The sequence below is a fragment of the Micromonospora nigra genome, from assembly GCF_900091585.1.
GTDB lineage: Bacteria > Actinomycetota > Actinomycetes > Mycobacteriales > Micromonosporaceae > Micromonospora > Micromonospora nigra.
The window spans coordinates 2,349,994-2,363,178 of sequence record NZ_FMHT01000003.1; the positions used below are offsets into that span (position 1 = coordinate 2,349,994).

The following is a 13,185-nucleotide window of genomic DNA, read 5'->3' on the forward strand; positions in this document are numbered from 1 at the left end:
GACGGGGGCCGGTGGACGGGCCGGTCAGCTGAACAGCGGGCGGGCCAGGAAGTACATCAGGGCGCCAATGGAGCCGGCTGCGGGGAAGGTCAGGATCCAGGCTCCGATGATGTTGCCGGCCACCCCCCACCGCACGGCGGACAGCCGCTTGGTGGCGCCGACCCCCATGATCGCCGAGGTGATCGTGTGGGTGGTCGAGATCGGGGCACCGAGCACCAGCGCGTTGAAGTAGAGCACCGAGCTGGCCACGGTTTCGGCCGCGAAGCCCTCCGGCGGGCGCAGGTCGATGATCTTCCGACCGAGGGTCCGGATGATCCGCCAGCCCCCGGCGTAGGTGCCGGCGGCCAGGACGGCCGCCGAGGTCCAGAACGCCCACTCCGGGATGGACTCCGGGTTGTCCTGGTAGCCGCCCACGTAGAGGGCGAGCACCACGATGCCGATGGTCTTGGCGGCGTCCTGCATGCCGTGGCCGACCGACATGGCCGCCGCCGAGGCGGTCTGGGCCCAGCGGAAGCCCCGGTTGAGCTTGCCCGGGTGCCCCTTCCGGAAGATCCACTGCACGGCGATCATGACGATGTAACCGAGCAGGAAGCCGACCATCGGCGACAGGACCATCGGGATGACGACGTTCTCGCCGAGACCGTCCCACAGCACCGTGCCGGAGGCCGCGACGGTCGAGCCGACCAGGCCGCCGATCAGCGCGTGCGACGAGGACGAGGGCAGACCGAAGTACCAGGTGATGATGTTCCAGGTGATCGCACCGATGACACCGGCGAAGACGATCGCCAGGCTGGCCCGGCCGGTGGGCAGACTCACCAGGCCGCTGCCGACGGTCTTGGCCACCTCGGCACCGAAGTGGGCGCCGATGAAGTTGCCGACCGCCGCCATGGCCAGGGCCACCCTGGGGGTCAGGGCGCGGGTGGAGATGCTGGTGGCGATCGCGTTGGCGGCGTCGTGGAAGCCGTTGGTGTAGTCGAACACCAGGGCCACCCCGATCACCGCCAGCACGGCGATGAGTTCGGGACTCACGGCTTCAGGACTCCTTGACCGCGATGGTCTCGACGGTGTTCGCCACGTGCTCGAAGGCGTCGCAGGCGGCTTCCAGCTCGTCGGCGACCTCCTTCATCTTCAGCACGGTCAGGGCGTCGTACTCGCCGGAGAAGAGGCGGACCAGCAGCATCCGGTACGCCTGGTCGCCGTCGTTCTCCAGGCGGTTGCACTCGATCCAGTAGTCCTCAAGATCCTTCATCGACCTCAGCCGCGGCATCGCCTCGGCGGTCAGCTTCGCCTGCAGGTCGAGGACGTGCACCAGCTCGTGCATCTCGCGGGGCAGCGAGGGGAGCTGGGTCAGGCCGTAGAGGTAGAGCAGGTTGCCGACCGCCTCGAGGTGGTCCATCACGTCGTCGAGCAGCGAGCCGAGCCGGTAGATGTCCTCCCGGTCGAACGGCGTGATGAAGGTGGAGTTGATCTTCTTGAACAGCTCGTGGGTGATCTGGTCGCTGTCGTGCTCGACCTCGGTGAGCCGCTCGCTGACCGACTGCACCTCGACGTCCGGCAGCGCCAGCTCGTTCAACAGCGCCGTGCCCTTCACCAGATTCTGCGCGGCCCTGGTGAACAGCTCGTAGAAGGCACCCTCGTTCGGGCGGAAGGAAAACTTCACAGCGCGGACCTCGTCGTGTCGGTGGAAGGGGTGGCGACCGCCCCGAACGGCGGCTGCCCTGGGAATGCTAGGTGCCGGGTGAACCGGGGCTTCGGCGGCCCACCCCCGGCCAACCCGCATTCACCGCCCGTTCAACTTCTGTTCACCTTGACCGTTCCTCCGTCCCCAGCAGCCGCTCCCGTTCCCGCCGGACGTCGAACCCGGCCGGCGGATACCCGAGATCGAGAGCGTCGAACGTCTCGCGGAGCAGGTGCGCCACCGCCCAGTCCCGGTACCACTTGCGGTCCGCCGGCACCACGAACCAGGGCGCCTCGTCCGTGCCGCACCGGCCCAGTGCCTCGGCGTACGCGGCCTGGTAGTCGGCCCAGCGGGCCCGCGCGTCGACGTCCGACGGGTCGTACTTCCAGTGCTTGCCCGGGTCGGTCAGCCGCTCCAGCAGCCGCTCGGCCTGCTCACCGTAGGAGATGTGCAGGAACACCTTGACCAGGGTCACCCCGTCGTCGGTCAGCTCACGCTCGAAGTCGCCGATTTCCGCGTAGCGGGCCCGCCAGACCTCCTCCGGCACCAGCGACTCGACCCGCGGCACCAGCACGTCCTCGTAGTGCGACCGGTTGAAGATGCCGACGTGGCCGGGCTGCGGCAACTCCCGGCGGATCCGCCACAGGAAGTGCTGCCGCGCCTCCTCGGCCGTGGGTGGCCCGAACGAACGGATGTGCAGGCCGAGCGGGTTCATCGCACCGGCCACCCGCTTGATCGTGCCGTCCTTGCCCCCGCAGTCCATCGCCTGGAGCACCAGCAGCACCCGCCGGTCGGAGCCACCGGCCCGCGCACTCGCGAACAGCATCTCCTGCTGCCGCGCCAGCCCCGCACCGACCAGCCGCACCTGGTCCCGCGCCCAGGCCTTGGCGTCCACGCCCGTCACCTCCGGCCCCGGCAGGCCCGGCGTGGACCGGGGCTCCACCGCCGCCAGGTCGACCGGCCCACCGACCGGCAGCCGCAGCAGCCCACGCACCGTCCCGCCGACCGGCGTCACCACACCCGCACCACCCGATGAGTCCATCTCCGGATCATCACCCACCCCGGCGGCACCCGCATCCCGCCGGCCCCACGGCGGCTGTCACGTTCCGCACCCCTCACCCGTCAGCGGAGCACGGCAAAATCTGTCCACGACAGCGGGAGGAGTCGGACATGAGCGACGCGGAGGCGGACCGGGACCCGGCGGCGGAGTTCGAGGCCGAACGGGGGCGGCTCACCGCCGTGGCGTACCGGATGCTCGGCAGCCGCAGCGAGGCCGAGGACGCCGTCCAGGAGACCTGGTTGCGGTACGCGGGCGCGCTCGGTGACCCGGCGGCCCGCGCCGAGGTACGCCAGCTCGGCGCCTGGCTCACCACCACCTGCGCGCGGGTCTGCCTCGACGTGCTCCGCTCGGCGCGGGTGCGCCGCGAGGCGTACCCCGGGCAGTGGCTGCCCGAGCCGGAGGTCGCGCCCCTGGACGAGGGCCCCCGCGCCGACGGGTTCGCCCCCGACCCGCAGGAGCGGGCCGTCCGCGCCGACCAGGTCGACACCGCCCTGCGGGTGGTGCTGGACCGGCTCGGGCCGGAACAACGGGTCGCCTTCGTGCTGCACGACGTGTTCGGCGTGCCGTTCGGCCGCATCGCGGAGGCGCTCGGCACCACCGAGGCCGCCGCCCGCCAGCTGGCCTCCCGGGCCCGCCGGGCCGTGCACGCTCCCGACCGGCCCCGGCACACCGCCGACCCGGCCGAACAGCGCCGGGTCGTCGCCGCCTTCGCCGCCGCCGCCCACTCCGGGCGGCTGGACGAGCTGGTGAAGGTGCTCGCCCCGGAGGTGGTGCTGATCGGCGACGGTGGCCGGCACTTCCGGGCCGGTCCGCGCCCGATCCTCGGCGCGGCCAAGGTGGGTCGCTTCGTGCTCGCCCTGTTCAGCGCGACCGGGCACCACGCCGCCCACCTGCGGGCCCGCCCGGTGCTGGTGGACGGGGCCGTCGGGCTCCTGCTGGAGACCGTCTACGCCGACGGCCGGCCGGTGCGGCTGGTCAGCGCCTTCGCCGTGGCCGACGGTCGGATCACGGGCATCTTCAACCAGCTCAACCCGGAGAAGGTGGCCGGCGTGCCGGAGCTGGGCGCCGACGACCGCTGGCCGCTGCGCTGGTGACCGCGCGAGCCCGGCGCGGTCAGACCACCAGGGCGAGCCACTTGCGGTACGAGCTGGCGAACGGCTCCGTGCCGTCGCCGAGCGCCCCGAGCAGCCAGCGGGCCGCCGTCTCGGCCTCGACCACCAGGTCGTCCGGATAGCCGAACCGGGCCCGGTGCTCGGCGAACTCGTCCTCGTCGCGCAGCTCGACCAGGCCGGTGCCGCGCCGGCGCACCACGTCCAGGTCGAGGTCGACCAGGTGGACGACGTCGTCGCTCTCCCAGCGCGCCGGGCTGGCGATGTCGCAGTAGACCTCGCTGGTTCGCGGGGGCGGGTTGAACATGCCCGTCCACCAGGCCCGGTGGGGCACCAGGAGCACGAACGGGATCTGCTCGACCGACGGCCGGCCGTGGTAGACGGAGCTGGTGCCGGCGGTGACCCCGAGCCACACGCCGAGATCGTCCTCGGCCAGGCGGCGGGCCGGGTAGTCGCGGTGGGCGCTGCCGTCGTACTTGCGGTAGATCACGCGGACCACGTCGCTCGGCATGATTCGCACCCTAGCCGATTCGGCGCAGCCGTCGCCGTCGGGAAGTTACCGGACTCCGGGGTCACGATGACCGATCGGGGACGTCGCCACGCGGTGGCGCGGCGGGGGCGGTGTCGGGGCCGGCGGGTACCGTCGCACGGTGACTCCGCTGCGCACCGCCACCGGCTCCGCCTCCCCGTCGAGCCGGCCCCGGGGCCGGCGTCGGGGTGACCGGCCGAGCGGGGCCGAGCTGCTCGCCGCCGCGGTCGGCGCGGTGCCCGGCGGCGCGGCGCGGCCCGGCCAGCAGCAGATGGCGGAGGCCATCGAGGAGTGCGTCCGGGACCGGGAACACCTGCTGGTGCAGGCCGGCACCGGCACCGGCAAGTCGCTGGCCTACCTCGCCCCCGCCCTGACCGTCGACGGGCCGGTGGTGGTCTCCACCGCCACCCTGGCACTACAGTCCCAGCTCGTCGAGCACGACCTGCCCCGGCTGGCCGACGCCGTCGAGCCGCTGCTCGGGCGACGACCCACCTTCGCGGTGCTCAAGGGCCGGCACCACTACCTGTGCCTGGCCCGCCTCGACGGCTCCACCGAGGCGGAACCGGAGGACACCCTCTTCGACGCCCCGGCACCCAGGGCGGGCGGCGGCACGAAGTGGCTCGGCGAGGCCGGCCGGCTCGGCAGGCAGGTGCAACGGCTGCGCGACTGGGCGATGGAGACCGACACCGGCGACCGTGACGAACTCGACCCGGGTGTCGACGAGCAGGCCTGGCGGCTGGTCTCCATGCCGGCCCGCGAGTGCGTCGGTGCCGCCCGCTGCGCGTTCGGCGCGGAGTGCTTCGCCGAGGCGTCCCGGGCCCGCGCGCGTGAGGCCGACATCGTGGTCACCAACCACAGCCTGCTCGCGGTCGACATGCTCGCCGGCCGGCACATCGTCCCCCCGCACAGGCTGCTGGTCGTGGACGAGGCCCACGAGCTGGCCGACCGGGTCTCGTCGGCCGCCCAGGCCGAGCTGGTGCCCGAACTGATCGACCGGTCCGCCCGGCGGGCCCGCCCGTTGCTGCGACCGGAGACCGCCGACGCGCTCACCGCGGCCGGCGACGCGCTGGCGGTGGGGCTGGCCGAAGCGCCCGTCGGACGGCTCACCGGCGAGCTGCCGGGGCCGTTGCGCGAGGCGTGCACCCTGCTGGACGCGGCCACCCGCGCCGCGCTCGACGCTGTCGGCGACGTGAAGGCCGACGACCCGGATCCGGTGCGTAAGCAGCAGGCCAAGGCCGTCCTCGACGAGTTGTCCACGACCGCCCAGCGGCTGCTGGAGGAGGCCGACCACGACGTGGCCTGGGTGGAACGCAACGACACCACGGGTCGCCGTGCGCTGGTCGTGGCCCCCCTGTCGGTGGCCGGCACCCTCGCCACCCACCTGTACGAGGACCGCACGGTCGTCGCCACCTCCGCGACGCTGACGCTGGGCGGCCGGTTCGACACGGTGGCCCGCGCGCTGGGCCTGGAGGCACCCGCCGCCGCCCCGCCGTCACCGGCCGCCGCCGCCCTGGCGGCCTCGACCGCCCGGCCGGACCCCGGCGGGGGTCACCTGCCGGCCGCCGGCGGGGCGGCGGGTCCGGGGCCGGCGACCTCGGGACCGGGCTGGCGGTCGCTGGACGTGGGCTCGCCGTTCGACTACGCGCGGCAGGGCATCCTGTACGTCGCCGCCCACCTGCCCCGGCCCAGTGTCTCCGGTCTGCCGGACGCGGCCGGGGAGGAACTGCTCGCGCTGGTCACCGCGCTCGGCGGGCGTACCCTCGGGCTCTTCTCCTCACGGCGGGCCGCCCAGCAGGCGGCGGAGCTGCTGCGCGCGCGGACCGACCTGCCGGTGCTGTTGCAGGGCGAGGAGGCGCTGCCGCTGCTGGTCCGCCGGTTCCGGGAGGAGCGGTCGAGCTGCCTGTTCGGCGTCATGTCCCTGTGGCAGGGGGTGGACGTGCCGGGCGACTCCTGCCAGCTCGTGGTCATCGACCGGCTGCCGTTCCCCCGGCCCGACGAACCGCTGGCCGCTGCCCGCGCCGCCGCCGTCGACGCCAACGGCGGGTCGGGTTTCGCGGCGGTCAGCGTGCCGATCGCCGCAGTCCGGCTCGCGCAGGGTGTGGGCCGGCTGATCCGGGCCACCGGCGACCGGGGGGTGGTGGCGGTGCTCGACTCCCGGCTGGAGACCGCTCGGGGGTACGGGCCCTTCCTGCGCCGCTCCCTGCCGCCGTTCTGGTACACGACCCGCCCCGAGGTGGCGCGCGGCGCGCTGACCCGCCTCGCCGCTTCCTGACCGGCCCGTCGGCCCGCACGGCCCGGGGCACCGGGTCGCGCGGGCCGGGGCGTCAGGGAGACTGCGCGGCGACGACCACGGCGTCGGGTGGGGTGTCGGGGACGCTCCGGGCGGAGAGGCGGCGGATCGCCGTGTTGAGGACCGCGATCAGCGGCACCGCGACGAGCGCCCCGGTGATCCCGGCGAGCACCACCCCGGCGGTCAGACCGATGATCACCGCGAGGGGGTGGATGGCGACCGCGCGGCCCATGATCAGTGGCTGGAGGACGTTTCCCTCCAACTGCTGCACGCCGATCACCGCGCCGAGGATGATCAGTGCGGTCACCGCCCCGCTGTCGACCAACGCGACCAGCACCGCCACGCCGCCCGACAGGGTCGCGCCGACGATCGGGATGAACGCGCCGAGGAAGACCAGCGCGGCCAGCGGGAAGGCGAACGGAACGTCGAAGATGACCAGGAAGATGCCGATGCCGACCGCGTCGATGAAGGCCACCAGCACGGTCGCCCGTACGTAGGCGACCAGGGTGGACCACGCTGCTCGGCCGGCGTCGTCGACCTTCCAGCGCGCGGCGACCGGCAGCAGCCGGACCAGGAAGCGCCAGATCATGGAGCCGTCGCGAAGGAAGAAGAAGGTCGCGAAGAGCACCAGCAGTGCGCCGGTCAGCACCTCGGCCAGGGTCGTCGCCGTGGAGAGCGCTCCGCTGGTGAACCGTTCGGTGTTGTTGTTGACCCACTGCTGGGCCTCGTCGAGATAGCGGTCGAGCTGGTTGTCGGACAGGTGCAGCGGCCCGGTCCTGAGCCAGTCCTGGATCTGCCGCAGGCCCTGCGAGGACTTCTCGCTCAGCTCCGGCACGCCCTGGATGAACTCGTTGACCACCAGGGTCAGCGTGCCGACCACCCCGGCCAGGCCGCCGACCAGCACCACGGCCGTCGCCAGGGACCGGGGCAGCCGGGCCCGCAGCAACCAGCCCACCGCCGGCGCGAGCAACGCCGACAACAGCATCGCGACCGCCAACGGGATGATCACGATGCTGATGGTGCTGACCACCTCCATCAGCGCCCAGAAGACGACGCCGATGACGATCAGCCGCCACGACCAGGCGGCGGCGATCCGCAGGGCGTGCGGCACGTCCGCGTCGTCCCGGCTGGCGGTCGAGTGGTGCGCCGATTCCTGGGGCTCGCCTTCCACCACGGTCGCCGTGGGCGGCGCGGTCGGCCCCGGCGAGCTGGGCGACGCCGTCCTGGCCGGCTCCGGCACGTCCGGCGGTCGCGCCCGCCCGGCACGTACCGCCTCCCGTCCCGACTCGTAGGCGCGGCGCAGCCGCCCACGCATCCGCTCGAAGCGGTTCAAGCGCACCTCCCGGCAAGAGACTCGGCCCGCCCACGATGTCGGGCGCACAGGATACGCCCGCACGCGCCACGCTAGGGCAGTTGCGCCACACAGTGCCCGACCGGACCCCGCGGTAACCACCGGCGGCGCACCGACCCGGACACGGTAGCGTCTGCGGCGTGACCGCCGACCCGAATCTCGACACCGGCCTGCCGATCCGCCTGCTGCACGACCGCGTGCTGGTGCGGACGGAGGGCGGCGAGGGTGAGCGCCGTTCCACCGCCGGCATCGTCATCCCGGCCACCGCCGCCGTGGGCAGACGTCTGGCCTGGGCCACCGCCGTGGGCGTCGGACCGAACGTGCGGTCCATCGTCTCCGGCGACCGGGTGCTCTTCGACCCCGACGACCGCTCCGAGGTCGAGTTGCACGGCCAGGGGTACGTCCTGCTGCGCGAACGCGACGTGCACGCCGTGGCCGCCGAGCGCGTCGACAACGACGCCACCGGCCTCTATCTCTGACCGGGCACGACGCCACCGGCCGCCACCGTTGAGCCCGGTTGGCGGCCTTCACCCGGTCCGGCGTCGTTTGCCGCGCCTCCCGTCGGGAAGCCAGCCGCACCAGCCGGCCCTGGGGAGGGATCATGCCGGTATTCGTGAAGAAGGTGTTGACCTGGGGAAGCGTCGCGTTCCTGATCTACTTCATGGCCTTTCGGCCGGACGGCGCGGCGCAGATGTTCAAGGCCATCGGTGGCGCGCTGATGATGATGGCGCAGGGCCTCGGTGACTTTCTCACCAGCCTGATGAGTTGACCGGGCGTCGACCGGCCGGAGACGAAGCGGTCCCGGCCGGCCGGCGCGGCCGGCACGGGCGAACGGGCCGGCACGGGCGAACGGGCCGGCACGGGCGAAGCCGGCCGTCAGGGCTGGCCGGGCCGCCACGGGGCGGCCGGCGGCGGGCCGTACCAGCCGGGCGGACCGTACCCGGCCGGATACGCCGGCGGTGGCGGGGGCAGCACCACCGGGATCGGCACCACCGGCTCGTCGGGGGCCTCCACCGCCCGCTGCGAGCCGTCGGGAAAGCGCAGGTGGTAGCGCCGGCCGTCCCAGATCCCGACCGGTGCCTGCGGGTCCCGGCCGACGAAGAACGTCCGGTACGCGCTGATCGCCTCCAGCAGCTCCCGTTCCTCCCGCGCCGTCCGTTCCCGGTCGACGGGTCGACGGTCCAGCCCCCGGTGCACGCCGTCCCGCAGCAGGGCCAGCCGGGTCGCGGCGAACTGGTAACCGCGCATCGCCCGTACCCCCGGGTCGCCGGCCACCCGCCGCGCCCAGGTCCGGGCAGCGTGCCGGCGGCCGAGGCTGCTCAGCGCCGCCACCTCCGGCGGGGTGAGCCAGCCGGCGCGCACGTAGTCGGGCAGGATCCGCTCGGTGAGCCGGCCCTCCCAGGCGCGCAACCAGACCGCCAGCCCCACCATGCCGAAGAAGATCGGCGCCATCACGCCGACGAACCCGACCACCGAGATCAACGCCTCGCCGGTGGCCTGGGTGAGCGTCGGCAGCAGGTTCCACGTGCCGTGCAGCATCATCGCCAGCAGCAGACCGGCGACCGGGGCGAGCACCCGGACCCGGCGGTCCGCCGTCCGCGCCGCGATGCCCAGTCCCACCGCCGTCATCGAGGTGAACAACGGGTGGGCGAAGCCGAACAGCAGGATCCGGACGATGAAGATCGCGATGACCTGCTGGGCGCCGGTGGCGGGGCCGTACTGCTCCGCACCGGAGGCGTAGCCGTAGCCGCCGAGGTAGAGGATGTTCTCCACCATCGCGAAGCCGACCGCCGAGAGCCCGCAGTAGACGAGCGCGTCGGTGATGCCCGAGAACTCCCGGCGGCGGAACACCAGCAGCAGGATCGGCCCGAGCGCCTTGGTCAACTCCTCGATGAACGGGGCGACCAGCACGGCGGTGAGCGCGACGGGCAGCCCCTGGTCCTCGAAGAACCCGGCCGCCGTCTCGTTGACGGTCAGCGAGGCGGCCGTGGAGACGAACGCGCCCCAGGCGAAGCAGAAGACCAGATACTTCAGTGGTTCCGGTTCGTAGCGGTCGAGCCAGAGGAAACAGGCGACCAGCACCGGAACCGGCAGCATCGCGGCGATCAGGCCGATCACCAGCGCCTCCGCGCCGAGGCTCGCGCCGAGGGTGAAGACCATGAACAACGCACAGGCGGCGATCAGGAGCACCACCCCCGTCAGCACCAGGGCACGCCGCCAGCCGAGCCGCCGCAGCGGCATCCGGGGGGCGGGGCCACCCGGCTGCGGGACGGCGGGAACGCTGGGCGACGGCGGCAGGGGTGCGCCGGTCGGGGTGTCGGCCATGGCGTCAGCGTAGCCATCCCCGGCCGCCGCGACCGGCCGCACGCGCCACCGGCACCCGACGCGGCGGCCGTGCTCAGCCGAGCGGTGGTGGGGCGGGCCGGTTCGCCCCGGTGGTCCGCTCGACGGAACCGTCCGGCCGGTCCAGGTCGCCGAAGGACTGCCGGACGAGCCGGTTGGCCTCCTCCTGGCTGAGTCCGGAGGCCACCATCAGGTCACTGGCGGTGGTCCGCACCTGCGCGATCACCACACTGCCGGAGAAACCGACTCCCTCCGCGTACGCCCGACCGGCCTCGCTGACCGCGCGCAGCAACCGTTCGCGGGTCTGCTCCGGCTCCTCACCGACGGCGAACTCGTGCTTGAGCAGGCGCACCGACTCGGCGAGGTGGGCGACGGCGTCCGGCATCGCCGCCGGGACCTGCTCCTCGTCCTCGATCAGGGTGACCGCACGCCGGATCAGCGTGCCGCTGTTGCGCATGGCCCGGTCGACCGGGTCGGCCGCCTCGGCGTAGTGGGTCAGTTCGCTGCGCCGGTGCCAGCGCGCCGGGGACAGCAGCGCCGTCTCCTTCGCGCCCTCGATCGCCTCGCTGAAGGCGGTCAGTTCCTCCTTGTTGTCGCGGAGCCGCTCCAACGCCTCCTGCACCTTGTCGCGGTCCCGCTCCCGCAGCCCCTCGGCGGTGATGTCGAGCTGTGCGGAGAGCAGGTCCAGTGCGGGCCGCGCGGCCCGGTTGAGCACCCGCAGCGGATTCAGCGGCAGCAGGATCGCGGTGACCAGCAGGGCGATGCCGCCGCCGACGATCGCGTCGACGAACCGGGGGATCTCCAGGTCCGCCACCGAAGGGCTGAGGGTGACGATCAGCACGCCGGTCGCCGCGGCCTGGATGACGATGGCAACACTGCCTCCGGCGAACACGGTGACCAGGATCGCGGAGGTGACCACCAGGCCGAGCTGCCACGGCCCCGTGCCGAGCAGGTAGATCAGAAGGTCGCCGAGCGCGACGCCCACCCCCACCCCGATGATCAGCTCGACGGTGCGTCGGAACCGTTGCCCCACCGACACGGCCAGCGTGCCCACCGCCGAGATCGGCGCGAACACCGGTTGCGGGTTGCCCAGCAGCTCGTGAGCGGCCAGCCAGGCCAGCCCGGCGGCGAGGCCCGCCTGCACCGCCAGGCCCAACGCCATGCGCACCCGGTGCAGCCGGTCGTGCAGGGTGGCCTTACCACGGTGGCGGAGCTGGTGCACGGCCTCCGCGATCCGCACGCTGTCGACGTCGACGGCTCCCTCGCGCCGCAGGGCACGCCGCATCGGCGAGGATCGGCGGTCCCGGGCCACGGCCATGGCGGGGACTACCCGCGCCGGCGCGGGTGAATCCTGGCCGGTTGGTGATCGCCGGGATCGGGTCGTAGCCTCTGCGACATGGCCGGTACCCCCCTGCTGAACGAGCTGCGCGCCGCCCTGGGGCCGGACGCGGTGCTCACCGACCCCGACCTGCTCCGGATGCACGAACGCGACGAGGCCGACCTCTGCGCCGCCGGCACGCCGCTGGTGGTGGTGCGCCCCCGCAGCACCGAAGAGGTGGTCGCCGTGGTCCGGGCGGCCGGGCGGCACGGCGTACCCGTGGTGCCGCAGGGGGCGCGGACCGGGCTGGCCGGCGCGGCGAACGCGGTCGACGGCGCGGTGGTGCTCAGCACCGTGGCGATGGACGCCGTCGTGGAGATCGACCCGGTGAGCCGCATCGCCGTCGTGCAGCCGGGAGTGGTCAACGCGACCCTCGCGGCGGCCGTCGCGAAGCGGGGCCTGTGGTATCCGCCCGACCCCGGTTCCTGGGAGTCGTCCACCATCGGCGGCAACGTCGCCACCAACGCCGGCGGCATGTGCTGCGTCAAGTACGGCGTGACCACCGGGTACGTGCTCGGGTTGGAGGTGGTGCTCGCCTCCGGCGAGGTGCTGCGCACCGGCCGGCGCACCGCCAAGGGGGTGGCCGGATACGACCTGACCAGCCTGTTCGTCGGCTCCGAGGGCACCCTCGGCGTGATCACCGAGGTGACCGTGGCGCTGCGGCCCGCCCCGGCGGAGTCGTTGACCATGGTGGCGGTGTTCCCGTCCACCGCCACGGCGGGCGAGGCGGTCGCCCAGATCGCCGCCCGAGGGCTGTCCCCCAGCCTGTTGGAACTGCTTGACCGCACCCACCTGCGGGCCATCGAGGCCTACCGGCCGATGGGTCTGCGCACCGACGCCGAGGCGCTGCTGCTGGCCGCCGCCGACACCGGCAGCCGGGCCGCCGAGGACCTGGCCGAACTGGCCGGCGTCTGCGAGGCGGCCGGCGCCGACGAGGTGTACGCGGCCACCGACGCGGTCGAGGCGGCGGCACTGTTGCAGGCCCGCCGGCTGGCGCACCCGGCGATGGAGAGGTTCGCGGCCGACGCGTACCCGGACGGCAACGGCGGCCTGGTCATCGACGACGTGGCGGTGCCCCGGGCGGCGCTGGCCGCCCTGCTCGACGGGGTGGCCCGGATCGCCGCCGAGTGCGCGGTGCCGATCGGGGTGGTGGGGCACGCCGGGGACGGCAACATGCACCCGAACATCGTGGTCGACCGCGCCGACCCGGCCAGCCTGGAGCGGGGGCGGCGGGCGTTCGACGAGATCATGCGGCTCGGTCTCGACCTGGGCGGCACCTGCACCGGCGAACACGGCGTGGGCCTGCTCAAGCGGGACTGGCTGGCCCGGGAGGTCGGCCCGGTGGGGATGCGCGTGCACCGGGCGGTCAAGGCCGCCCTCGACCCGACGGGCCTGCTCAATCCCGGCAAGGTGCTCTGACCGGCGACCACGACGGGCCTGCCCACCG

At 73.6% G+C, this 13,185-nt stretch carries 12 protein-coding genes; 5 read left to right on the top strand and 7 right to left on the bottom strand.

Features of this window, described 5'->3' with window-relative positions:
- Window positions 1–24 precede the first annotated feature (24 nt).
- The 3 genes from GA0070616_RS10035 to GA0070616_RS10045 all read right to left on the bottom strand — a co-directional run bounded on the left by GA0070616_RS10035 (window position 25) and on the right by GA0070616_RS10045 (window position 2,720).
- The gene (locus GA0070616_RS10035) at window positions 25–1,029 is read right to left on the bottom strand and encodes an inorganic phosphate transporter (RefSeq protein ID WP_091079868.1); all 1,005 of its coding nucleotides are present in this window, start codon (window positions 1,027–1,029) and stop codon (window positions 25–27) included.
- A 4-nt stretch (window positions 1,030–1,033) separates the two neighbouring features.
- Window positions 1,034–1,660 carry a DUF47 domain-containing protein gene (locus GA0070616_RS10040; protein WP_091079871.1) on the bottom strand — a complete coding sequence of 209 codons (627 nt, stop codon included), beginning with the start codon at window positions 1,658–1,660 and terminating at the stop codon, window positions 1,034–1,036.
- Between the two features lie 142 nt (window positions 1,661–1,802).
- The gene (locus GA0070616_RS10045) at window positions 1,803–2,720 is read right to left on the bottom strand and encodes a PPK2 family polyphosphate kinase (protein WP_091079873.1); all 918 of its coding nucleotides are present in this window, start codon (window positions 2,718–2,720) and stop codon (window positions 1,803–1,805) included.
- A 128-nt stretch (window positions 2,721–2,848) separates the two neighbouring features.
- Here GA0070616_RS10045 and sigJ point away from each other — a divergent pair, with 128 nt between their 5' ends.
- Complete coding sequence (gene sigJ / locus GA0070616_RS10050) at window positions 2,849–3,832, top strand: RNA polymerase sigma factor SigJ (protein WP_091079876.1); 984 nt, start codon at window positions 2,849–2,851, stop codon at window positions 3,830–3,832.
- Between the two features lie 19 nt (window positions 3,833–3,851).
- Here sigJ and GA0070616_RS10055 read toward each other — a convergent pair whose 3' ends face one another.
- Complete coding sequence (locus tag GA0070616_RS10055) at window positions 3,852–4,358, bottom strand: DUF402 domain-containing protein (protein WP_091079880.1); 507 nt, start codon at window positions 4,356–4,358, stop codon at window positions 3,852–3,854.
- A 73-nt stretch (window positions 4,359–4,431) separates the two neighbouring features.
- Here GA0070616_RS10055 and GA0070616_RS10060 point away from each other — a divergent pair, with 73 nt between their 5' ends.
- Window positions 4,432–6,648 carry an ATP-dependent DNA helicase gene (locus tag GA0070616_RS10060; RefSeq protein ID WP_425412989.1) on the top strand — a complete coding sequence of 739 codons (2,217 nt, stop codon included), beginning with the start codon at window positions 4,432–4,434 and terminating at the stop codon, window positions 6,646–6,648.
- Window positions 6,649–6,700: 52 nt separating this feature from the next.
- Here the strand turns inward: GA0070616_RS10060 and GA0070616_RS10065 are convergent, their stop codons facing one another.
- Window positions 6,701–7,999: an AI-2E family transporter gene (locus GA0070616_RS10065; protein WP_245712719.1), complete on the bottom strand. Its 1,299-nt coding sequence runs from the start codon at window positions 7,997–7,999 to the stop codon at window positions 6,701–6,703.
- Between the two features lie 158 nt (window positions 8,000–8,157).
- On the opposite strand from GA0070616_RS10065, the gene GA0070616_RS10070 reads away from it, so the two are divergent.
- Both GA0070616_RS10070 and GA0070616_RS28045 read left to right on the top strand, forming a co-directional pair.
- Complete coding sequence (locus tag GA0070616_RS10070; RefSeq protein WP_091079886.1) at window positions 8,158–8,496, top strand: GroES family chaperonin; 339 nt, start codon at window positions 8,158–8,160, stop codon at window positions 8,494–8,496.
- 122 nt (window positions 8,497–8,618) lie between these two features.
- Window positions 8,619–8,786: a hypothetical protein gene (locus GA0070616_RS28045; RefSeq protein WP_175440024.1), complete on the top strand. Its 168-nt coding sequence runs from the start codon at window positions 8,619–8,621 to the stop codon at window positions 8,784–8,786.
- Between the two features lie 107 nt (window positions 8,787–8,893).
- Here GA0070616_RS28045 and GA0070616_RS10075 read toward each other — a convergent pair whose 3' ends face one another.
- Window positions 8,894–10,342 (bottom strand): PrsW family intramembrane metalloprotease, encoded by a 1,449-nt coding sequence (locus tag GA0070616_RS10075; protein WP_091090401.1) that lies wholly within the window; start codon window positions 10,340–10,342, stop codon window positions 8,894–8,896.
- A 73-nt stretch (window positions 10,343–10,415) separates the two neighbouring features.
- Entirely contained in the window at window positions 10,416–11,645 is a 1,230-nt protein-coding gene (locus GA0070616_RS10080) for an FUSC family protein (protein ID WP_245712720.1), read from the bottom strand.
- A gap of 111 nt (window positions 11,646–11,756) precedes the next feature.
- Between GA0070616_RS10080 and GA0070616_RS10085 the strand changes: the two genes are divergently transcribed.
- Window positions 11,757–13,157: an FAD-binding oxidoreductase gene (locus GA0070616_RS10085; RefSeq protein ID WP_091079893.1), complete on the top strand. Its 1,401-nt coding sequence runs from the start codon at window positions 11,757–11,759 to the stop codon at window positions 13,155–13,157.
- The last annotated feature ends 28 nt before the right edge of the window (window positions 13,158–13,185 follow it).

What these genes read in the sequence shown, in the direction of transcription:
- GA0070616_RS10045 (WP_091079873.1), bottom strand. Translation starts at nt 2,720, where the DNA reads ATGGACTCATCGGGTGGTGCGGGTGTGGTGACGCCGGTCGGCGGGACG.
- sigJ (WP_091079876.1), top strand. Translation starts at nt 2,849, where the DNA reads ATGAGCGACGCGGAGGCGGACCGGGACCCGGCGGCGGAGTTCGAGGCC.
- GA0070616_RS10055 (WP_091079880.1), bottom strand. Translation starts at nt 4,358, where the DNA reads ATGCCGAGCGACGTGGTCCGCGTGATCTACCGCAAGTACGACGGCAGC.
- GA0070616_RS28045 (WP_175440024.1), top strand. Translation starts at nt 8,619, where the DNA reads ATGCCGGTATTCGTGAAGAAGGTGTTGACCTGGGGAAGCGTCGCGTTC.
- GA0070616_RS10075 (WP_091090401.1), bottom strand. Translation starts at nt 10,342, where the DNA reads ATGGCCGACACCCCGACCGGCGCACCCCTGCCGCCGTCGCCCAGCGTT.
- GA0070616_RS10080 (WP_245712720.1), bottom strand. Translation starts at nt 11,645, where the DNA reads ATGCGGCGTGCCCTGCGGCGCGAGGGAGCCGTCGACGTCGACAGCGTG.
- GA0070616_RS10085 (WP_091079893.1), top strand. Translation starts at nt 11,757, where the DNA reads ATGGCCGGTACCCCCCTGCTGAACGAGCTGCGCGCCGCCCTGGGGCCG.